This window comes from Companilactobacillus baiquanensis (genome assembly GCF_003946605.1).
GTDB classification, from domain to species: domain Bacteria; phylum Bacillota; class Bacilli; order Lactobacillales; family Lactobacillaceae; genus Companilactobacillus; species Companilactobacillus baiquanensis.
In genome coordinates, this window is record NZ_RHOQ01000005.1 from 78,221 (window position 1) to 99,242 (window position 21,022).

General features: G+C 34.1%; 19 protein-coding genes. 9 read left to right on the forward strand and 10 right to left on the reverse strand.

Annotated features, from left to right (window positions below; all coding sequences use genetic code 11):
• Window positions 1–34: 34 nt before the first annotated feature.
• The 3 genes from EKM77_RS08735 to EKM77_RS08745 all read right to left on the reverse strand — a co-directional run bounded on the left by EKM77_RS08735 (window position 35) and on the right by EKM77_RS08745 (window position 1,720).
• A complete protein-coding gene (locus EKM77_RS08735; RefSeq protein WP_125593676.1) occupies window positions 35–403 on the reverse strand; it encodes a hypothetical protein in 369 nt (122 codons plus the stop codon).
• 86 nt (window positions 404–489) lie between these two features.
• The gene (locus EKM77_RS08740) at window positions 490–1,125 is read right to left on the reverse strand and encodes a GPP34 family phosphoprotein (protein WP_125593677.1); all 636 of its coding nucleotides are present in this window, start codon (window positions 1,123–1,125) and stop codon (window positions 490–492) included.
• 10 nt (window positions 1,126–1,135) lie between these two features.
• Window positions 1,136–1,720, reverse strand: coding sequence for an SGNH/GDSL hydrolase family protein (locus tag EKM77_RS08745; RefSeq protein WP_125593678.1), 585 nt, complete (start codon window positions 1,718–1,720; stop codon window positions 1,136–1,138).
• A 94-nt stretch (window positions 1,721–1,814) separates the two neighbouring features.
• Between EKM77_RS08745 and coaA the strand changes: the two genes are divergently transcribed.
• From coaA to EKM77_RS08765, 4 genes are all read left to right on the forward strand, one after another.
• On the forward strand, window positions 1,815–2,741 hold the full coding sequence (gene coaA / locus EKM77_RS08750; RefSeq protein ID WP_125593679.1) for a type I pantothenate kinase: 927 nt from the start codon (window positions 1,815–1,817) through the stop codon (window positions 2,739–2,741).
• 65 nt (window positions 2,742–2,806) lie between these two features.
• Window positions 2,807–4,357 (forward strand): glutamine-hydrolyzing GMP synthase, encoded by a 1,551-nt coding sequence (guaA, locus tag EKM77_RS08755; protein WP_125593680.1) that lies wholly within the window; start codon window positions 2,807–2,809, stop codon window positions 4,355–4,357.
• A 398-nt stretch (window positions 4,358–4,755) separates the two neighbouring features.
• Window positions 4,756–6,024, forward strand: a complete 1,269-nt coding sequence (locus EKM77_RS08760) for a Fic family protein (RefSeq protein WP_125593681.1) — start codon at window positions 4,756–4,758, stop codon at window positions 6,022–6,024.
• A 164-nt stretch (window positions 6,025–6,188) separates the two neighbouring features.
• Window positions 6,189–7,652 carry an MFS transporter gene (locus EKM77_RS08765; protein WP_125593682.1) on the forward strand — a complete coding sequence of 488 codons (1,464 nt, stop codon included), beginning with the start codon at window positions 6,189–6,191 and terminating at the stop codon, window positions 7,650–7,652.
• A gap of 165 nt (window positions 7,653–7,817) precedes the next feature.
• On the opposite strand, the gene EKM77_RS08770 is transcribed toward EKM77_RS08765, so the two are convergent.
• Window positions 7,818–10,523, reverse strand: a complete 2,706-nt coding sequence (locus EKM77_RS08770; protein WP_125593683.1) for an FtsX-like permease family protein — start codon at window positions 10,521–10,523, stop codon at window positions 7,818–7,820.
• Window positions 10,524–10,533: 10 nt separating this feature from the next.
• The gene (locus EKM77_RS08775; protein ID WP_125593684.1) at window positions 10,534–11,238 is read right to left on the reverse strand and encodes an ABC transporter ATP-binding protein; all 705 of its coding nucleotides are present in this window, start codon (window positions 11,236–11,238) and stop codon (window positions 10,534–10,536) included.
• 127 nt (window positions 11,239–11,365) lie between these two features.
• Here EKM77_RS08775 and EKM77_RS08780 point away from each other — a divergent pair, with 127 nt between their 5' ends.
• Together EKM77_RS08780 and EKM77_RS08785 are read left to right on the forward strand one after the other, a co-directional pair.
• Window positions 11,366–11,977, forward strand: a complete 612-nt coding sequence (locus EKM77_RS08780) for a TetR/AcrR family transcriptional regulator (protein WP_125593685.1) — start codon at window positions 11,366–11,368, stop codon at window positions 11,975–11,977.
• A 173-nt stretch (window positions 11,978–12,150) separates the two neighbouring features.
• Window positions 12,151–13,044 (forward strand): YitT family protein, encoded by an 894-nt coding sequence (locus EKM77_RS08785; protein ID WP_125593686.1) that lies wholly within the window; start codon window positions 12,151–12,153, stop codon window positions 13,042–13,044.
• A gap of 111 nt (window positions 13,045–13,155) precedes the next feature.
• On the opposite strand, the gene EKM77_RS08790 is transcribed toward EKM77_RS08785, so the two are convergent.
• The gene (locus tag EKM77_RS08790) at window positions 13,156–14,073 is read right to left on the reverse strand and encodes a LysR family transcriptional regulator (protein WP_164507755.1); all 918 of its coding nucleotides are present in this window, start codon (window positions 14,071–14,073) and stop codon (window positions 13,156–13,158) included.
• Window positions 14,074–14,210: 137 nt separating this feature from the next.
• Here EKM77_RS08790 and EKM77_RS08795 point away from each other — a divergent pair, with 137 nt between their 5' ends.
• Both EKM77_RS08795 and EKM77_RS08800 read left to right on the forward strand, forming a co-directional pair.
• Window positions 14,211–15,179 carry an NAD(P)H-dependent flavin oxidoreductase gene (locus EKM77_RS08795; RefSeq protein WP_125593688.1) on the forward strand — a complete coding sequence of 323 codons (969 nt, stop codon included), beginning with the start codon at window positions 14,211–14,213 and terminating at the stop codon, window positions 15,177–15,179.
• A 216-nt stretch (window positions 15,180–15,395) separates the two neighbouring features.
• The gene (locus EKM77_RS08800; protein WP_125593689.1) at window positions 15,396–15,794 is read left to right on the forward strand and encodes a type II toxin-antitoxin system HicB family antitoxin; all 399 of its coding nucleotides are present in this window, start codon (window positions 15,396–15,398) and stop codon (window positions 15,792–15,794) included.
• Window positions 15,795–15,796: 2 nt separating this feature from the next.
• Here the strand turns inward: EKM77_RS08800 and EKM77_RS08805 are convergent, their stop codons facing one another.
• The 3 genes from EKM77_RS08805 to EKM77_RS08815 form a co-directional block, all read right to left on the reverse strand.
• On the reverse strand, window positions 15,797–16,099 hold the full coding sequence (locus EKM77_RS08805) for a hypothetical protein (RefSeq protein ID WP_125593690.1): 303 nt from the start codon (window positions 16,097–16,099) through the stop codon (window positions 15,797–15,799).
• A gap of 165 nt (window positions 16,100–16,264) precedes the next feature.
• Window positions 16,265–17,263: a lipid II:glycine glycyltransferase FemX gene (locus tag EKM77_RS08810; protein ID WP_125593691.1), complete on the reverse strand. Its 999-nt coding sequence runs from the start codon at window positions 17,261–17,263 to the stop codon at window positions 16,265–16,267.
• Window positions 17,263–18,492 (reverse strand): carboxylate--amine ligase, encoded by a 1,230-nt coding sequence (locus EKM77_RS08815; protein ID WP_125593692.1) that lies wholly within the window; start codon window positions 18,490–18,492, stop codon window positions 17,263–17,265. Before EKM77_RS08815 ends, EKM77_RS08810 begins: the two co-directional genes overlap by 1 nt.
• A gap of 299 nt (window positions 18,493–18,791) precedes the next feature.
• Here EKM77_RS08815 and EKM77_RS08820 point away from each other — a divergent pair, with 299 nt between their 5' ends.
• Window positions 18,792–19,757 (forward strand): Lreu_0056 family protein, encoded by a 966-nt coding sequence (locus EKM77_RS08820; protein ID WP_125593693.1) that lies wholly within the window; start codon window positions 18,792–18,794, stop codon window positions 19,755–19,757.
• 61 nt (window positions 19,758–19,818) lie between these two features.
• Here EKM77_RS08820 and EKM77_RS08825 read toward each other — a convergent pair whose 3' ends face one another.
• Window positions 19,819–20,904, reverse strand: coding sequence for an SLAP domain-containing protein (locus EKM77_RS08825; protein ID WP_125593694.1), 1,086 nt, complete (start codon window positions 20,902–20,904; stop codon window positions 19,819–19,821).
• Between the last annotated feature and the right edge of the window lie 118 nt (window positions 20,905–21,022).

Sequence of the window (21,022 nt, forward strand, 5' to 3'; positions counted from 1 at the left end):
ATCCGATTTTGGATTACTGGGACTGTTTTTTTTGTTAAATTACTTTGATTTTATTTACTCTTAGAACGGGATTATAATCATCCATACGATTATTGGGTGAAATGAATTTGATATAAATTTGAACCATTTTGTCATCGTTTGTTTGGCCAATGAAATATTCACCTTGATTATCAGTGCCTTGATCATTGGTGATTTTTTTAAGAGCCAGATAAGGATGATATTTTAAGAAGTGCTTACTTTTATCATCATAACCATATTTTTCAGAATTAGTCTCTTTTAAAATCGATGTAGTTTCATTAAAAACACGATTTCTAATAGCAAGATCTGATGATAGTAATGATGTTATAGGGATAAAAGCAATTAAAAGAACTGTGGCAATAGTTGATAAAATTACTTTGTTCAATTCGATCCTCCATAGTAATGCTTCCAAGTAGATAGTACCACCAAAAAAGGATTGAAAATTATTTAAGTTTTTCTGAAAAATATAGATTAACTCAATAAAGTTAAAATAACTCTGCTTAATCTTTTTGATAATTCTAATAATTTTTCGTAAGTTGGATCATCTTTAGACTTTTCAAGCTTAGTTTTGATCTGTTTTTGTTCAAAGGCAGAGAAATAAGTTTTTAAATCATGATTTCCATAGAGTACAACTAATAAGGCAAAAGTTTCTGGAGAAATTTTGTCGGCTGTTAAGATTTCTTTTCTGACTTCAGAGACTAATTCTTGTTTAACACGGATGTCAGGAATATAGTTGTTAGTTTTAAAAACCATACCAGTAGTAGCTTTAGTCACGTCAACTTTTGTAACTAGTGAATCACCAATTTGATTGTAAATTTGTTTAGTGATTTTTTCCTTAGTAGCCATAGCTCGGAGTACGTGTGTCACACTCTTACCCTGATTACGGTTGATGATCTGGAAAAACTCATTAAGATATGTTTTATCATCAGGCAAAACTTTATTGATGATAACGCTGTTGTCGGTCAAATCAATAATGTCATTTAAAGCCAAATCAAAAAAGGAACTTGCGGCTAAATAAGCACGACGTCTCGTGTTTTTAAAAATACGAATGCTGCCCTTTTCGTTGCACGATAAAATAAAATATTTTTGTGGAATATTTAAATTCATACAGTGCTCCTTAATTAGAGACTAGCTCAGACTGTTTAGCTAGTGTCAGTTTAATTTTTGGTACCAATAATTCTTCTAAAAGATTATAGCCTTTGCTAGTGAAGTGCAAACCATCTGTCTGTAAAAAATTCTGAACTTCAGCTGACTTAGACATTTCATGAAGTAAGTCGATGTATGTCAAATTGAGCTCTTTACCAAGATGTTCAGTGACAAGGTCAAATTGCAGTTGTCTCGTCCAGGGATGATTTGGCAGTCTGTGCCAATCTGTATATGGTGGTGAGAGTAAAACGATTTTATCCTTACCAACAGCATCGATGATAGTTGAGAGATTAGAGGCAAATTTGCCAGGTTTGATTTCATCAGTAGTAGAAATATCGTTAGCGCCAAAACCTAGAATTAATAAATCGGGATGCAAGTTTAAAATATTTTGGTCGATATTGGAAACGGCATTGCTAGTTTTATAACCCGGGATCGATAAATTGATTATTTTATCATGGGGGAAATGTTTACTAATGCGGTCAGTTAAAGCGTCAGTCATTTTTCCATCTGAATAACCAGCAAAAATCGAATCTCCAAATAATACTATTTTTTTCATATATGTTCCTTCTAAAAAATGTTCTATACTATACTAGAATACCAGAAAAATGGTAAAAGTTAATTAACTATTATGATAAGTAGGTTCATAAATTATGAAAGAATTGTCGAACTATAACGAATTTTCTCGTGAGGAATGGAAGCACTTCCATGGTGAATATAATAAACAGGCTATCACTAACAGTGAATTACGCAAGATTAAATCTTTAGATGATGAGATCTCGATTACAGACGTTAGGTCAGTCTATGCTCCAGTTCGCCATCTACTTCATATCTATTTGAAGAATTATCGTAAATTAACTAAACTAAAGAATGACTTTTTAGATCATCCTAATAAAAAAGTTCCCTTCATTATAGGAGTTTCTGGATCAGTTGCAGTTGGTAAGAGTACCACAGCTCGATTATTAAAAATTATGCTGGAGAGAGCCTATCCGCAATATAATGTCGCACAAATGACGACTGATGGTTTTTTATATCCAAGTAAAGTTTTAAAAGAAAAAGGTTTAATGGATAAAAAAGGTTTTCCGCAAACTTATGACATGCCAAAACTTTTGAAATTCTTGAGTGATGTTAAAACCCAGTCAGGTCCAATTCGTTATCCACTATACTCACACAATATTTACGATATTATTCCTGATAAGTTTGAAGAAATAAATAGTCCCGATATTTTGATCGTTGAAGGTATTAATGCCTTACAATTGACAGAGAATACGAAAATTTTTATGAGTGACTTTTTTGATTTTTCTATCTATATAGATGCAGATGTAAAAAATATTGAAGAGTGGTTCTTAAATCGATTTGAAACTTTGTTGAGTTTAGCTAGAAATGACCCGAATAGTTATTACTATCAATTTACACAACTTCCTGAAAAGGAATCACTGCAAATGGCAAAGGATGTTTGGCAAAACATCAACTATCCAAATCTTTTAAACTATATTCGGCCGACTAGAACTCGCGCCGATTTGATATTACATAAGTCTGATGATCATCAGATCGATAAAATTTATTTGCGTAAATATTAGGAAAAAGTGACACAGAGTAGTATTTTAGATACAATAAAATAAATTAAACTAGGGGGAAATTGGATTTGAACAAACAATGGCCAGATGCAGACAGCATCATTGTTTTGGATTACGGTAGTCAATACAATCAATTGATCACTCGTCGAATCAGAGATATTGGTATTTACTCTGAATTGCTTCCAAACACAATCACTGCCGCTGAAATTAAAGAAATTAATCCAAAAGGTATTATTTTATCAGGTGGACCAAACTCCGTTTATGATAAAGAAGCCTTTTCTATTGACCAAGATATCTACGAACTAGGCATTCCTATGCTTGGTATTTGTTATGGTATGCAATTAATGGCTTACAACTTGGGTGGTAAGGTAGAATCAGCCAATAACCGTGAATACGGAAAAGCTGATATTGAAGTAACTGAAAAAGATGCCGTTCTTTTCAAAGATTTACCAAGCAAACAATATGTTTGGATGAGTCATGGTGACTTAGTTCGCGAAGCACCAACCGGCTTCAAAGTTACTGCTACAAGTAAAAATGCACCAATTTCATCAATTGCTGATGATAAACGTAAAATGTACGGTGTTCAATTCCATACAGAAGTTAGAAATACTGAATTTGGTATGGATATTTTGAAGCACTTTGCTTTTGACGTTTGTGGTGCTGAATCTAACTGGACAATGGATGATTTCATTAACCAACAAATCGAAAAAATTCGTGCAACTGTTGGTGACAAGAAGGTTCTTTTAGGACTTTCTGGTGGTGTTGATTCATCTGTTGTTGGTGTTTTGTTGCATAAAGCAATCGGAACACAATTAACAAGTATCTTCGTTGATCATGGTCTTTTACGTAAAGGTGAAGCTGACCAAGTTATGGAAAGTCTAGAAGGTAAGTTTGGTTTGAACATCGTTAAAGTTGATGCTCAAAAACGCTTCTTGGACAAATTAGCTGGAGTTTCTGACCCTGAAAAGAAACGTAAGATCATCGGTAACGAATTTATCCAAGTGTTTGACGAAGAGGCTACTAAGTTGCATGGAATCGACTTCTTAGCTCAAGGAACACTTTATACAGACGTTATCGAAAGTGGTACAAGTACTGCTCAAACAATCAAGTCTCATCATAATGTTGGTGGACTTCCAGAAGATATGCAGTTTAAGTTGATCGAGCCATTGAGAACATTGTTCAAAGATGAAACCCGTGAGTTAGGTGAAAAACTCGGTATGCCGCATGACTTAGTATGGCGTCAGCCATTCCCAGGCCCAGGTCTTGGAATCCGTGTTATCGGTGAAGTTACCGAAGAAAAGCTTAAGATCGTTCGTGACTCAGATTACATTTTGCGTGACGAAATCAAAAAAGCCGGCTTAGATAAAGAAATCTGGCAATACTTTACAGTATTACCAGGCTTTAGAAGTGTCGGTGTTATGGGTGATGGTAGAACATACGATTATACGATCGGAATCCGTGCCGTTACCTCAATTGATGGTATGACAGCAGACTTCGCTAAAATTGATTGGGATGTACTTCAAAAGATCTCAGTAAGAATCGTAAACGAAGTTGATCATGTCAATCGTGTAGTGTATGATACTACTTCTAAGCCACCAGCAACTATTGAGTGGGAATAAGTTAGAAATAAAATTTATTTCTTAAAATATGGATTTTAAAAGTGCTTCATAATTGTTAGTTTTTTGTCTGACAATTATGAAGCACTTTTTGTATGTTCAAATACGGTTCAATAATAAAGGACGATGTTAATCGATTTCGTGATTAATATGGACTATATGATTCAAAATTGGGAAATGATATCCCAAAAAGCGTATGCAAAATATACATCACATTTCAGCATTTGAATATAAAATGTAAATGTGAGTCTAATATCTACATCACATTTTAATATTTGGGGGTAAAATCAAAATGTAAGTGTAATTATCTCTTTACATTTTAATATAAGGGCATAAAATTGAAATGTAATGTGAAAATGTATATCATATTTCAATAAATTGCACTTTTGGAGGAATAGGTTATGATAAATAAACCATTATCAATTCTCAAATATATGAGTAGTAGAGATTCAATGATTGATGTTGATAAAGAATATAAAAAAAGAATTGATAGTCCATCTGCTGCACTAACTAATCTTTTTCCGTTATTATCATCACGGTCAGAATCTCAGCATAATGATTTACCCATTTTTTTTATAGAAACATTTAAAATGGCACAGCTTAATTCAAAAATATTTAAAAACTCTGCTGATATTTTGAAATTGAGTAATTCATTACCAGACATCGCAAAAAATAATTACATTAGTTCACTTCTATCTAATGAAATAAATTCTAGTAATGAAATTGAACAAGTAAAAACAAATAGGCATGACATCAGCACTATCGTCGATAGCCTTCAGAGCAATATAATACCCAAGCAGCCTAGATTAGTTTCGACCGTTAAAAAATATTTAGGAATTTTAAATGAACCACGAATTACTATAAGTGAATTGAAAGATTATCGTAAAATATATGATGAATTAACTTCAGGAGAAATTCCTCAAAATAAACTACCTGATGGGGAGCTGTTTAGGAACAGCTCGGTTACTATAGGAACTTCAGATAATTCGAAAATAGTGCATCGTCCGCCTATTTCTGAAAACACAATTAAGTCAAAATTGACGTCACTAATAAGCTTTATGAACAATGATGAATTTCCCATTGTAGAAAAAGCCATTGTTACTCATTTTATGTTTGAAAACACTCATCCTTTTTATGATGGCAATGGAAGGATGGGGAGATATTTGTTAACTCAATACTTAATTAAAAAAATTGATACTTTTACAGCGCTCTCTATATCTAAATCAATTCAAGATCACGAAAAGTTATATTATCAATCTTTTGCTGATGCGGATAAATACGAAAATTATGCTGAACTGACTTATTTTATTGAATCAATGATGCAGATAATTATTTACGGTCAAGAAACTGCCTTAGATAAAATGACTGAACTTCAGAGTATGCTGAATTCATATGGACAGATAATTAATGCCCATTTTGCGAACAATGGTGTTATTTCCGATGTCCTATTCATATTTGTTCAATCAAAATTATTCAGTATTGATACTCCTCTTGGTATTAAAGACACTGAATTAATTAATATGCTTTATAGAGATGATTCAAAGAAATATAAAAAAAATAATGTTAAAAAAATTATTAATAATTTAGAAAATGAAGGATTCTTAAAGTTAGTTAATGGTAATCCAATTCAACATGAAGTTATCATGGATAAAATTGATGATTTAACTTAGAATTGTGTACAATCTTCGATATTTATAGTGTTGACCAGATTATCCAGTGGTTTTATCATAGCTGTGAAGTGAATTCTGTTATAATTAAATTGAAAGTAACACATAAAAAAGGCGGTCAATGTGACCGTCTTTTTTATATCAGTTTCAAGTAGGGGATTGAAATAATGGAACGATCAAAAACAAATATAGCTGCTGTAACTATCGCAATTTATCTTGCTACTTTTGTTAGTGCAGTTGAGGGGACTATATTATCAACTGCGTTGCCAACTATTGTTGGTGATTTACACGGAGTATCACTAATGAATTGGGTATTTTCTATTTACTTATTGGTTACAGCAATGGTAACTCCGATCTATGGAAAATTGACCGATCTAATTGGTAGAAAACCAGCTGTGCAAGTAGGGCTGGCCATTTTTACATTTGGATCATTGATGAGTGGATTATCTAATTCAATGCTGGAATTAGTATTTTGGAGAGCAATTCAAGGTTTGGGAGCGGGGGCACTACCGACTGCAACGGTTACAATAATTGCTGACTTGTATCCTTATGAAAAAAGACCGCAAATCTTGGGACTAAATAATTTAGTTTGGGGAATTGCAACTTTATCAGCACCTTTGATCGGTGGAATAGTTGTTAATGCTTTAAGCTGGCATTGGGTATTTTTCATCAATATACCATTACGATTATTGATAATAGTCTTGTTCCAAATATTTTTGCACGAATCTAGGCAGAAAAGTAAGGTCGATATTGATTTTAAAGGCAGCTTTTGGCTGATGCTCAGCGTGTTATTTTTGATGTTGAGTTTTCAATTCTTGAGTTATAAAGATTTAGATTGGCTTAGTATAAGTATATTCTGGGTAGCTAGTATATTTACTCTATGGAGATTTATTAAGCATGAGCGTTTCACTAAAAATCCATTTGTATCATTACAATTATTTAGAAATAGGCCATTTGTTGTCCAGAATGCTATTGCGGCATTGATCAGTGGTTATTTGATGGCAATCACAGTTTATATTCCCATTTGGGTACAAGGAGTTTTGGGTACGCCGGTTTCTTATGCAGGTTATGCGATAACTCCACATTCGATATTTTGGGTAATTGGTTCCTTTGCAACTAGTTATTTGATAACTAAATGGACACCGCATAAGATTTTGAGATTTAGTTTATTGATTGTATTGGCAGCTGGTATTTTATTAGCATTTATTCCCATGATGACTAAATTTGGCTGGTTCTTGATTATAACTGCTATCAGTGGTTTTGGATTTGGAATAACAATTGTTATGACAACGGTTGAATCGCAGCATCTAGTATCAAAAAACGATGTTGGTATGGCCACTTCTTTCAATACATTATCAAAGACACTAGGTCAGACTTTAATGGTCTCTATCTTTGGAATTATATTGAATGTTGGTATTCAGAATGGTATTTCGACACATCGAGGAGTTAATTTAACTATGGTCAATCAAATAATTAATCCTAAAACTGCGATAGGGCTACCGGTTAAAGATTTATTAAAATCAAGGCAAGTATTGTATGGTGGTTTGCATTGGATCTATCTAGCTGGAGTGGTTGTTATTGTATTGGCTATTTTTATTAATAAATTTGGATATAAAAAATCACAAAGGTAATCATCTCAAAATTGCAACTATTTTAAACACATTTATTTTTGAATTCTAATTATTTGTTTTTGTGAGTTTGAATTGTTAATCGATAAACATCAAAAAACGTCAGGTCGAAATCGGCCTGACGTTTTGCTATAAAAGTTATATTTTGTAAAACAGTAAATAGATGATTTAATCTACTGATTTGAGAGCCTCTAACATATCAACTTTTTGAATCTTGTGATTCATCATGTACATTACGACTAAAGAAAAAATGATTGTTAATCCAACTGAAATTAGAATATTAGTCCAAGTTAGTCCAGGTGCTACCATGGCCGTTGATGGTGGTAATAACGCCATGATATAAGCATGAAACGCATAACCAACACCGATACCTACTATAATACCAGCACCTGTAAGAATGTTGGTTTCTCGATAGATATACATCAGCACTTCATTTGGATAGAATCCAAGAACCTTAAGTGTGGATAATTCCCGTATACGTTCAGATACATTGATATTTGTTAATGTATACAGCACAACTAACGACAGTAACGAGGCACTAAGTACTAATACAAGAATCAAATTGTTCAAATTACTTAAGATATTAGTTATAGTTCGTTTAGTTTCTTGTGACGGAATAGTTTGCACTGCAGCTTTGTTTCGATTAAATTTTTCAGCAAATGAATTAACTGATTTATTATTATTATGTTTCAATGTTACCAAGTAGGCATTTGCAGTAACTTTTGTATGGTAAACCTGATTATAGTAATTCTTGTTCATATAAATGTAATGTCCAGCGTACATTGTAGTGATTCCGGCTACCTTAATTTTATGACTTGTGCCATCACTATCTTTAATAGTAAAGCTTTCTCCGACACTGACTCCTTGAATTTTAGCCAGTTTTTGGGAGATGATTGCGCCTTTATCGTTCAACTTCATCTTTTTGCCAGTTTTATAGTTTCGCAACTTAATGTAATTATCCAGTTTATTAACAGAGTTTGGAACCATCAGTGAGATGTTCTCTCGTAAATCAGAATCACTATTTTTAGCGTAGACATTGGCAAAGTAGACTTGGCTATAGTGCTTGACGTTATCTGATTTTACGGTTTTTTGGACTTTTTTTACTTGTTCTTGATTAGCTTTTGGATTGTATACAGAAACTAGATCGTATTGACTAATATGGCCAAATTGACGTGTAACGATTGTATTTAATGAGTCTCTAATTCCAAAGCCCGTAATCATTAGTGCAGTTGCTCCGGCTATTCCAATGATAGTCATAAACATTCTTCCCTTGTAACGAAAGAGGTTACGAGCAGTTACTTTGTGAGAAAAGCTCATCTTTTTCCAAAGTGGAGTAATACGTTCCAGAAGTATTCTTGAGCCACTAACTGGTGGTTTTGGCAACATTAGTTCTGCTGTATTAGTTTTTAGTGAAGAACGTGCGGCTAGACAAGATGCTAGTACAGTTGAAAATAGTGCTAGTATAAATCCTGCAATAATATACATTGGGTGTAACGATAGTTGTAAGTTTGAGAAATTGAAGTTTGCCGTGTAAGCACGGAATATGATTCTTGGCAATACGATCAATCCAAGTAAACTACCTAATAATGTTCCAGTAATAGCAGTAGTGACACTGTAAACTAGAAATTCACGCATAACTTCATTCTTGGTATATCCGAGTGCACGCAATGTTCCCATTTCAATACGTTTTTCTTCGACCATTCGACGCATAGTTGTAAAACTTACCAAAATTGCAATTAAAAAGAAAAATGCAGGGAATGACTTTCCAAGTGTGTCAATACGAGTAGCATCTTCGCCGTAATTATTGTAGCCATCATTGTAGTCATTACGATTAGCAATTGTCAGAGTAACGTCGTTTAGTTGACGCCTTGATGATTTGGCAGTTGCTAACTTATCTTTAGCAGAATTGAGTTCTTTTTGTTGATGTTTTAATATTTCCTTTTTTTTATCGAGTGCTTGTTGCTGGGCATTTAGTTGTGTGGTGCTCCCCGATTCATTAGTACTTTTCTTTTGTTCGTCTAACTGCATTTGTGAATTATTAAGAATCGTTTGGGCTGATTCAATGGCGACCGTGTCCTTAGAAATTTCAGACTCTGCCGAGTTAATTTTTGTGTTTAAATTATTGCGTAGTTTTGTAACCCGTGTATGATTGCGATTGCTTAGTTTCTTTTGGAGATTATCTACTAAATTAGAAGCATGATGTTCATAGGATTTAGAATATGACTCACCTTTAGGATGAGTAAAAGATAGGCGAGCAATATTAGGATTTTTATTAGAAAAAGCAGCCTTAGTTGTATAAGCAAATCCATAAAGAGTACCACTACCAATGTTTGTAGAGCCAAGTTTATCTTTTTTAAGAAATTCTGTAGATGTTGCGAATCCTACAATAGTGAATTTTTTATGTTTTAAGCCCGTGCTGCTATTGGTTTTACCAGCGGATATGGTTATTTTGTCACCAAGGTTGTATTTACCTCGAAGCTTGTCGCTTAGAACAATTTGTGAGGCAGTTTTTGCTTTGTGACCTTTTGTTATAGTCAATTTAGATAGTGACTGGGGATTGCTTTGAATACGCAAAGCTTTATTGGTATTTTTAATTAAGTCATCGGTAGTATAGCCGAATTCAGTTTTTTTAATACCTTTAAGATTTTTAATTGTAGTCTGATCCTTAGAATTCAAAGCTATTGTTGATGATACCTTTGCATCAGCAAGATGTTCAGTGGTATATGCGATCTGAGCTGTTTTTCTCATGTTTGGTCCTGTGACATTTAGACCAATTAATACGAAAACTCCTAGCATCAATAGTGCCGATACAGAGACATATCGAGCAAGTGACATTTTGAATTCTCTGGCAATGTTTTTGTTTAGCATTTTCATTATTTATCATCTACCATTCTAGTTTATCTACTGGTATTGGATTTTCGTTATGTGTGTCAGCTTTGACTTTTCCATCTGCAATTTCGATTACATGATCAGCCATTGGACGAATCATCGAATTGTGAGTAACAATAATCACATTTTTACCGTATTTTCGAGTAAAGTCCTGAAATAGCTGCAAAATCTTTTTTCCGGTGTGATAATCTAGTGCACCAGTTGGCTCGTCTGCTAATAATAAATCGGGGTTCTTAGCGATTGCACGGGCGATGGCCGCACGCTGTTGTTCTCCACCTGATAGTTGTGCGGGAAAATTTTGAGTACGATTTTCTAATCCTACTGCGGCAAGTGCATCTTTTGCAGGCATAGCTTGATCAGCAATTTCAGCAGCTAATTCTACATTCTCAAGTGTGGTTAGATTCTGTACCAAGTTGTAGAATTGGAACACAAATCCAATTTTTTTGCGTCGATAAGTCGTCAGTTCACGTGTATCTAAATTTCCAAGTTCAACACCATTCACGTTTACTGATCCACTGGTCAGTTTGTCCATCCCTCCTAGTACATTTAGTAATGTCGATTTTCCCGCACCCGATGCACCAAGAATTATGGTTAATTCTCCAGGGGCGATATTGAAACTAATATCTTTATTAGCAGTTACAGAATTGTTTCCACTGTTGTATGTTTTGGTTTCATTTTGAACTGATATGAAATTTGGCATTGTATTTTTCCTCCAAACAGATAATAATGAACAACGTGTTAATTAATTACGAATCCATTAAAACATATTTTTTAAAAAGTCCTATGCACATTTTTTGGAAAAGTGTCAAGCAAATTTAGGAGGTATTATGCCAACAAATAAGGAACGTATTGCTAAAACGGATGCAGATATCTTGGACGCGTTAATTATCGTGGGTAAAAAAAAGCCGCTGAATCAAATTACCGTCAGTGATATAACTCGTTTCAGTGGTATTAGTCGAGGAACTTTTTATTTACATTATCTTGATAAAGATGATTTTATGAAAAAAATTAAAAATAATATTTTATCAAAATTTCAACTATTGTTAGACAACGGAATCGACGGCGCTATGAATTATAAAGATTTAAGTGCTGGACAACCGTATCCTGTGGTTGATGATATTGTTTCTTTTGTTGCTGAAAATAAGGCACTACTTAGTCTTCTTTTTGGGTCAAATGGTGATCCCGGTTTTGTATCGGATATCACCGATAAACTTCAAACAGCAATCTTACGTGAATTAAAGAGGATAAAGGGAGTTCCTACCTTTCGAAGTGATTTACCAAAGAATTATGCATTGAGTTTAGTAACGAACGCCATTATGTCAGTAGTGAGAATATGGCTGGCAGGGGATGATTCGCTGTCGGAAAAGGAGTTATCTAAAGTAATTATGCGAGCACTGTATTTATCACCATATGATGTCCTTGGAATTACGATTAGATAATATTTTGATTGATATTTGATTTTTTCCAGAGAATATCATAAAGCAGGGGACTTTATGATATGTTGAAAAATAGATTATCAAATAATCTATTACTACAACACTATAATTAAATAAAATGAAGTGTAAACTAATACTTGGGAAAACTCATTAACCATAAAAGGGGGACAAAAACCATGAACTTAAAGTGGACTAGATCCAACAGCTTTGAGCTACTAATGATAACTATAGGCTGTGCTATCTATGCCTTTAGTCTAGACATGATTTCTATTCCTAACGGCTTAGCTGATGGCGGACTAAGTGGTGTTACATTGATCATTAGATATTTCTTCGGCATCAATCCTGGTGTCAGCACTCTGATCCTTAACATTCCGCTAATAATAATTGGCTTCAAACTTTTAGATAAGCGAGTAATGTTTTATACATTTTATGGTGCCGTTTGTTTATCAGTATTTTTAATGATTTGGGCGCATCAAGATATTATCAAACCGTTGCCATTTAAACATGACCTATTATTATCATCCCTTGCAGCTGGTGTGTTATCCGGACTAGGAATTGGCTTAGTTTTCCGTTATAACGGTACAACTGGCGGTAGTGATATTATCGCACGTATCGGGCAGAAAAAATTTGGGATGTCATCTGGTAAAGGAATCCTGATTATAGACTATTTAGTATTATTCTTATCGCTATCATATTTGGATTTTTATCACATAATGTATTCATTGATCGTTAGTCTTATTCTGGCAAGAATGATCGATCTCGTCCAAGAGGGTCCTAATCGTGCTAAAGCGGTATTTATTATTTCGGATCAATACCAAGAAATAGCACATTTGATCGATACTAAACTTGAACGTGGATTAACGTATATGAATGCTGAAGGTGGCTATAAAAACGATCCTAAACAGATCATTTATTTGATGATCCAACCTCGTGAAGTTCCGCAATTAAAGCAGTTAATTAAATCAGTTGATGATAAAGCCTTTGTAAGTGTAATTGATGCTCATGAAGTTATTGGTGAGGGCTTTAGTTACCAACGTAAAAGATATAGGGTTGGTTTGCGTAGAAGATAGATAGTGGGCCAAAATATATTCAATTTTTGAACATAAATGAGAATAAACCAGTAATCCAACCGGATTACTGGTTTATTTTGCTTGTTTAATTAAAATGCGGATTTTTTTACGTCACACAGCAGTAGTGTTAAGAACTAATAATTTCTTACGTAAAAATTGAACCAGTTCTTTAACATCTGAACTAGTTCCGGAGCGAAAATTAATAGTTGTATCTAAAGAAATGAAACCAGCTGGTAGTGGAATTAAGTTGAAATCTAAATTAGGGAATGTTTGTTTTGCCGTGGAAAATGTCGTGATCGTAGTTGCTTGAGATAAATTATTGACGGCACGTAAAGCGTCAGCAGCACTTGGAACTAGGATGGTTGTAAAGAGTTTAATATTTTCCTTTTTAAAACTCATATCAACGTAATGCTGAAATGAATCACATCCAGATAGTCCTACATATTTAGACATATTCATATTATCAAAAAAATCTGTACTGAACTTTTGATAAAGATGATCTGGTTGATAACCATTGCAATGATTAGTAACAAATAAATTTAATTGACGTTGTGGCAGTTCAATTTGTTCAAAACGACTATCCAACAAGCGTCTTCCAATTAAAATGTCAGTTCCGCCAAGAGTCTCTTTATTATTAGTGATATCAGTTAGTAAACTGATTTGAACCTTTTGTTGAAATTCTTCATAATATTTAGTCGCTAATTCAGTGACGATACTACTCATAAATGGATCGGTAACACCAATTCTTATGGGGTGATTGTATTGGTTGGCAAGGAAATTCAAGCTGTCGTTTAAACGGTCTTCTTCGTCAATGATTGCTTGTAGTCCATTGACCATAATTTTACCGGCATCAGTTAATTCTATTGGTTTAGTGCGATTAACTAGAACTACATTGTGAGTAGATTCTGTTTCTTTGAGTAATTTGCTGATATATGGCTGACTAAGATAAAGTTGACTAGCGACATCAGAAATTGTCTGAGAATAGTCCACCGTTTTCAATATTTGTAATAAAATACGATTTGCATTCATAGTTATATCACCTGAAATTATATTCATTTAGTAATAATAAATGTTTTATTTGTTATTGGAAGTGACTACTTTTCTCACATATAATAACACTTGAAAAGATGATTTTTAAATTTAAATTATAACGAGGGAGAATAATTATGACAAATCGTGTTGCTGAAATTTTAAATATTGAAAAGCCTATCATTCAAGCACCTCTATTGTGGTTGACTGATGCGAAATTGGTTTCTGCCGTCAGTAATGCTGGCGGATTGGGTGTATTGGGCTTTAACTCGGGTCAAAGAGCAGTTACTCGTTCACTAGATACAACTATTGAAAGAATGCGCAGTGAAATTAATAAAGTGCAGGCGCAAACTGATAACCCGTTTGGCCTTAATCTTCAAGGAATTAAAGATAACTTTTTTGAACCCACTCTTAAACTTATGATTGATGAAAAAGTTCCTGTTGCCGCAATTGCAGGTGATTTGGATGCTGATTGTATTAAAGCAATCAAGGATGCTGGAATTACTGTTGTTTATCGTCCTTTAAATCCATCAGTTGAAATAACAAAAAAAGCCGTTGAAGCAGGAGTAGATATTATTGTGGCAACTGGATTTGATGAAGGTGGAACAGTTCCTGAAAAAGTTGTAGGTACACTGGCAATTATTCCCATGATTGTTGATGCTGCAGGAAGTGTACCGGTTATGGCCGCCGGAGGAATCGTTGATAAGAGAACCGCTAAAGCTGTTTTTTCATTGGGTGCAGAAGGATTATATGTTGGGACAGCTTTCTTATTATCTGATGAAAGTCGAATGGCGGATAATATCAAAGAACTTGCAATTAAATCAGACGCTGACGACTTAGTTTTTTATCGTACTCAGCCCGCTTATTACCGTTCTTTACCAGGAGAATTGCCAAATAAACTCGTTGAGATGAGTAATAATGGTGCTAGCCGATCAGAAATTGCTTCTGCCAGTAATGGTGGTGACGGAATGAGATTAGGCATGCTTGAAGGTGACCTTAGTCAAGGATATGCTTCATTTGGCTTGGGAATCTCTCAAATTAGTAAAATTGAATCCGTATCCACTATTATGGATAAGCTTTATGCCGGCGTTCCCGTTGAAAATTAATACATTTAAAATAATTACAAAAAAACCGTCACGGAAATTTCTGTGACGGTTTTTTCGTAATTTACAGATAGTGAATGGATAAGTAAATTGACAGTACGTATTAAGTACGTATAATGATAAATGCTTAGGAGTGTATATGGAACATTCAGCAAAGGAAGTTATTAGTTTATTAGCCAATCATGGCTTTTACGAAATACGAATAAACGGAGGATAGAAATGAAAAAAAGACTAGTAGTATATCCAGCAATTTTTGATGATTCAGAAAATAAAAAGGGTATCTATAGTGTTGAATTCCCTGATGTTCCAGATGCTTTAACGTATGGTGATAATCTAGCCGAAGCTTTAGATCGGGCACCAGAAGCATTGGGATTATCTTTGTATGAACTAAAAACTCTTCCCGAACCATCAAATATAAATGAAGTCAGAAAAAATAACCCTCAAGCAATTATCAATTTTGTGAGCGTTGATCTGGAAAAAATCAAAGCTAAAGTTAAGGTACCATACGTAAGAAAAAATACGACTCTACCAGCTGATATTGCCCAAAAAGCAGAGGAGAGAAATATCAATTTCTCAGAAACCTTACTCGAAGGCTTAAAGCAAAAATTGAATCAGTGAATTTACATTTCACTCAGATTTAAAAGGTTATTCTTAGGGTCATGAAACATTACAGAGGCAGAACCCATATCGCGTAGTTCACGCCACCAATTCTCTTGTTCATTTGAAAAAACAATCTTTTTAGTGAGACGAATGTAATTTACGGCACTAGCGGCACGTGTTGTTAAATCACCAACATCAGCACCTTCATCAAGCCTTTTGTAGGCTTTTAGCAGAGGTCCTTGCAAACTAGTTTCTTTAGTGGAGTTATAGAGATTTTTAATAAGTTTCTTTGCTTTAGATAGTTGATCATTATTTTTAGTCATCGTTTTCACCTTTCTAATTGTCTAATAGTTTCTATATATATTGTAATTCTGCATAGCTTTTTTGAAATTGACGAAGTGTCAAATCAAAAATTATTTTAATAAAAAAACGAGCAACTATCGAAACTCTTATATATTGAGTTTCGATAGTCGCTCGTTTTCTCTTTTTTACTTATTAGTGAATTTCTTGTAACGATCTTTATCCATAACGTAGTCGATTTCACCAATATATTCAAGATACTTACTATCTTTGAAGAAACCGTGCTTGAACTTATACAAACCATCACTTACATCAAAACCAAAGATACCACCAAAGTCATAGCGTGTCTTGTGGTCAGCAATGGCATGCTCGATCATAGCCCATTGCAAAAGATGTGGTGCCATATAATTACGATGTGAATTCAAACTTCCACCGTACATATACCAAGCTTTATCACCATATTCAAAACAGATTGATCCGGCGATTACTTCATCATCAACTGAAGCTAAGTAGATGTTCATCATATTTTTACCAGAGAATGCTTCAACCATGCGGTCAAAGTATGCTTTAGGACGATAAGTGATATCGTGTCTTTCACTCATAACTTTATAAGTCTTATAAAATTGATCCATGAATTCTTGTGTGTCGCCACTTTCGATCGTAACACCCTTACGTTTTGCTAAACGAATGTTATAACGTGTCTTTGAATGGAATGTCATGATGACATCATCAGGATCAGCATCTTTAATATTCATAACAAAGTTAAAACGAGGTTGGATCGTACTATGAGCTTCACTTAATGGAAGATTTCTATTTCTCATAGTATAGCCGTGATCTGCTAATTGACTATCGAGTTTTTCGTTGTATTCAACTTCAGGATCGATTCTTAATAAGAAGCAGTTTCTTTCTTCCAAAGCAGGTTGAGCTTCTTTGACTAAGGCGTCTAAAGTATCAACGTTAAAGTTGTCGCCAACGTATCCTTTAGAACAATATGCAAGGCCGTTGATAGTTAGAACTGACATAGCAGCAGTAGGATTGTCGATATCGCCTAGATAGACGTAAAATCCATCCCAATTATCCTTAACGTGTCCCCATTCTAGTGTTTGTGTTACTGAAGTAAAAGCAGCATCTTTGATGTAATCTTGGTATTTCTTAATTTCTGGATCGTCTTTTGTTAGTACAGGCATTATAGGTTCTCCTTGTTAGTAAAGTAAGTTTGATATCGTTGCCAATATTGATGGTAATACTTATATAATCGCCAATTTCGTTTGATCGATTTGTCCGATGAATTATAGAGAGTATAAGAATATTTATTTTCTCTGATCAATTTTTGAACTTTATTCTTAATTTTTTCATCTTCAATGTATTTTACGGCCAGTTTCTTAGGAACTCCGAGCCACAAATGATCAGCTTTGGCGGCTACCGTTTTTGTGAATGGTTCTTTCAATGCTAAATCTTTAACAACTTCTGCGAAGATATTGTAACCACTAGCAGTTGTAAAGTAGCTCGAACGACCGGGACGAACATTAACGTCAAAAGCCTTGAATTCTTCGTCTCTGGCATCATATTTTAAGTCAAAGTTAACGAATCCATGAAACTTGATCGTTTCAAGAAAACTCTTTATTTGTTTATAAAGTTTTTCGTTGTAGTCATTGATGATAGCAACATAATTACCTATTAAGTTAGGCGTTACGTCTTCTAAAACCGGATGACCAAGAACCATCATTCTTACTTGTCCGTTGTGATCGACGTAAGCATTGACCGTACGCATATGACTATCATCGCCAGGAATGAATTCTTGTAAAATCATTGTGTCTGAATATCCAGCTTGATAAATTTTTTCAATTACTGATTTTAATTCATCGTCATCATCAATAATGAAAGCTTTTTTCTTACCATCAAAATGTAGTCCTAAGTATTCCGTTGTATTAGCAGGCTTTAGTGCTACAGGAAAATCAAACTTAGAAATGAAGTTATTATGATTTTTCTCGGTAATGAGTTGTGTACCAGGAATTGGAAGATCAGTTTTTTCAGCTAATTGATAGAACTGATCTTTATGAGTTAGTGAAGTTAACAATTCTTGGTCAATGAATGGAACGTCAAAAAGCCCTTCAAGTTTACTTTTATTACGAATTACTTGTTCAGCATATTGATCGCTGGCAGCAATTATAATCAAGTGTTGATAGGACTGTTTTAGTTCTTTTCCAGTTTCATTAAGTGCAGCAACAAACTCTTCATCATTAGAAAAATGTTTAACTATAACATTCAAAATTTTTGAATCCCTAGTCATGATCAAATTACCGCGACCAAAGCAGGTTGGTTTGATATGAAAGGCTTCATGAAGTGAACGTGCAATCCCATAGGCATTGTTATCTGTCCCCAAAACTATGGGCATAAAAGTTTCCGTTTTTACCATCGTGCATCCCCTAATTAATCTTTTTCAAATTGTAGTTTGAATAAATAAGGTCAAATGAATCCTCATTTTTAAATGGTATCACAGAAAGCATGATTGGAGAAAATAATTTTCCGGCTTTCAAAAACATATCCCCCTAAAATTGCATAAAAATTTGAAAAAATTAGCTTCTTATGAATATGTCATTTACTTATTGATTATACAACTATTTTTATCATTTAGGATTATATTCTGTATTAAACAGGTATATAATCGATTTGAATATTCATTTTAGGGAAATTAAATAGTCTGGGGATTAGATTATGAAGGTTAATAAATTAAAGTTAACAATGATTTTGTTTAGTGCGCTTATTTTAACTGGTTGTACTAGTGAAAAACCAAATGTAAGTAAAAATAGTAGTCAAAATACGACTAAAGTAAGTAAAAAGAGTAGTGATAAATCTACTAATTCTGATAAAAAAACAGATACACTTTGGAATAATAGTAAGGATAAACAACTTGAGTCATTTATTAATCAATGGGCTCCCACAATGAAGCAAAATTATACCAAATATAATGGGAGCCGTTCTCTAAAGACATCAACTGGAACAGTCTATCCTGACGATTTGTCAAATGTAACTGTTTTGGGATCTAGTTCATCAATTGGATTCAGTAAAGATGGCGAAGGCAAGTATGCTTATAATGTTGTTGCTATTTATAACTACAATGGAACAGTTCCACCATTGCCAAATCACATCACTTATTTCTTTGCCTTTCATGATGGCCAGCCAATTGTCTTAGTTGACCAAAGTCGTGATGGTACACCTGACTTGTCAGAAACTCAAAATAACGATGTAAGATCTGCCTTTTCTAATATTGTTGCGGGTAAGAGCGTTAATACGAGTTCAAATAATCAATCAAGCGGTCAATCTTCATCTAAGAAGAGCTCTACAAGTTTGACTCATGATCCTATAATGATTGGACTGATGCTTCGTGATATGCGTGGATGGGATGATGTAGAGATGGAACCAAATTTGGCTGTCTATGAAGATGATGGGATGTATAGAATCAGTACTGGTACTTTAGCTTCAGAAACGCCTTATCGAATCAACGGGGATACTGTTACTTACTATACTAAGGATTTTAGTAATGGTGATTCAGACGCCGAAGCACCGTTGATCCCACATGATATGAGTTTGAAAGAGTTGGAAGATAAATATTATTCAACTGATTCACAGAGACAAAATATCCAAAGCATTGCCAGTCAAATGCCAGATATTAATGGATAAACAAAAAAGCATAGATAACAAGAATCTTCCTATAGTAGAGATTCTTGCATCTATGCTTTTTTTAAATTGAATCTTTTGAAATAAATTTAGTATTAGGATTTGATCCTGTGTAGTCGTATAAAGCATTGAATTGATCGAATGTAGCGTAGTCCCAGTCAGCGGTGAAGGCGGCAGCGTTACCACTAATACCTAAACCAACATTAGGTCCAGAATAAATCAAAGCGGCACGATGACCAAAGTGTCCTGGTTGTCCATTTCCAGTAAGATTTCCACCTTCGTCGTACCATCTTGAAAGTAGGTAGTAAGCTGCATCTTTATCGGATTTAACATTTGCCCATTTGAGCATGTAATCAAATCCGGCTCCAGATAAGTTTTCTGAAGTTTTTCTTGAAGCAGTAGTGTGATCAAGAGTATTGCCAACTTGTTGATCGGCACGTTGTTGAGCATAGTTCATCATATCTGAAGTTACAGTAACGGGTGCAGTACCATTAGCTTTATGCAAAGCATTCAGATATTTAGCAAAGTAGTTGTTTATATTTACAAGATTTGGTTTGTATGTATTAACCTCTTCACCAGTATCAGGATCGATATTTTTATTAAGATCTGTTAGATGACTTACCTCTACACGAGGCAAAGTACCTTCATCACCATGAACTTGGTAATTGTATAAAGATATGAATTGATGAGGTGAAATTTGATAGTATGTTTTACCTGTATAAGATTCAAAGACAACTTTAGAAACTATCCAATCTGAAAATTGATCAAGATGGCCATTAATTGATCCATCACGGTCATCATAAGTATCAGAATGAGGTTGTTCGACTAAAATATCGACTTTGCTATTTTGTTCGTCATTGCTACCAGTTAAACTAGCAGTGTCAGTAGATTTCAAATATTCGTTTGTCGAAACCTGATAGTAGTCAAGACCATTCAATTGAATAGTTTTGCCAACTCGCCAAGGCGTATTAGCGGCAAGTCCTCTATTTTGTACCAAAGTTCCATTTTGAGTGTAAAGACGTGTAATAGCCACATCTTTTGTAGTTGCGACTTGTGCAGCATCGGCGGTATCACTTAGGATCGAACTAGTAGCAAATGCTGCTAAAGCAAGTCCTGATACGGTCAATGATTTCAAAATTAATGATTTCATAAATAATAATCCCCTTAATTTTCCTCTATATTTACAAAACTATTTACAATAAATATCATATTACAATAATACCTTTTATCAACATTTTTTGCTGTATAAACAAATGCATCCTAGATAA

Coding starts and splice junctions, on each gene's coding strand:
- EKM77_RS08790 (WP_164507755.1), bottom strand. CDS start 14,073: ATGAATGCAAATCGTATTTTATTACAAATATTGAAAACGGTGGACTAT.
- EKM77_RS08815 (WP_125593692.1), bottom strand. CDS start 18,492: ATGGTAAAAACGGAAACTTTTATGCCCATAGTTTTGGGGACAGATAAC.
- EKM77_RS08785 (WP_125593686.1), top strand. CDS start 12,151: ATGAACTTAAAGTGGACTAGATCCAACAGCTTTGAGCTACTAATGATA.
- EKM77_RS08810 (WP_125593691.1), bottom strand. CDS start 17,263: ATGCCTGTACTAACAAAAGACGATCCAGAAATTAAGAAATACCAAGAT.
- EKM77_RS08770 (WP_125593683.1), bottom strand. CDS start 10,523: ATGAAAATGCTAAACAAAAACATTGCCAGAGAATTCAAAATGTCACTT.
- EKM77_RS08820 (WP_125593693.1), top strand. CDS start 18,792: ATGAAGGTTAATAAATTAAAGTTAACAATGATTTTGTTTAGTGCGCTT.
- coaA (WP_125593679.1), top strand. CDS start 1,815: ATGAAAGAATTGTCGAACTATAACGAATTTTCTCGTGAGGAATGGAAG.
- EKM77_RS08825 (WP_125593694.1), bottom strand. CDS start 20,904: ATGAAATCATTAATTTTGAAATCATTGACCGTATCAGGACTTGCTTTA.
- EKM77_RS08775 (WP_125593684.1), bottom strand. CDS start 11,238: ATGCCAAATTTCATATCAGTTCAAAATGAAACCAAAACATACAACAGT.
- EKM77_RS08745 (WP_125593678.1), bottom strand. CDS start 1,720: ATGAAAAAAATAGTATTATTTGGAGATTCGATTTTTGCTGGTTATTCA.
- EKM77_RS08765 (WP_125593682.1), top strand. CDS start 6,189: ATGGAACGATCAAAAACAAATATAGCTGCTGTAACTATCGCAATTTAT.
- EKM77_RS08760 (WP_125593681.1), top strand. CDS start 4,756: ATGATAAATAAACCATTATCAATTCTCAAATATATGAGTAGTAGAGAT.
- EKM77_RS08740 (WP_125593677.1), bottom strand. CDS start 1,125: ATGAATTTAAATATTCCACAAAAATATTTTATTTTATCGTGCAACGAA.
- EKM77_RS08780 (WP_125593685.1), top strand. CDS start 11,366: ATGCCAACAAATAAGGAACGTATTGCTAAAACGGATGCAGATATCTTG.
- EKM77_RS08800 (WP_125593689.1), top strand. CDS start 15,396: ATGAAAAAAAGACTAGTAGTATATCCAGCAATTTTTGATGATTCAGAA.
- EKM77_RS08795 (WP_125593688.1), top strand. CDS start 14,211: ATGACAAATCGTGTTGCTGAAATTTTAAATATTGAAAAGCCTATCATT.
- EKM77_RS08805 (WP_125593690.1), bottom strand. CDS start 16,099: ATGACTAAAAATAATGATCAACTATCTAAAGCAAAGAAACTTATTAAA.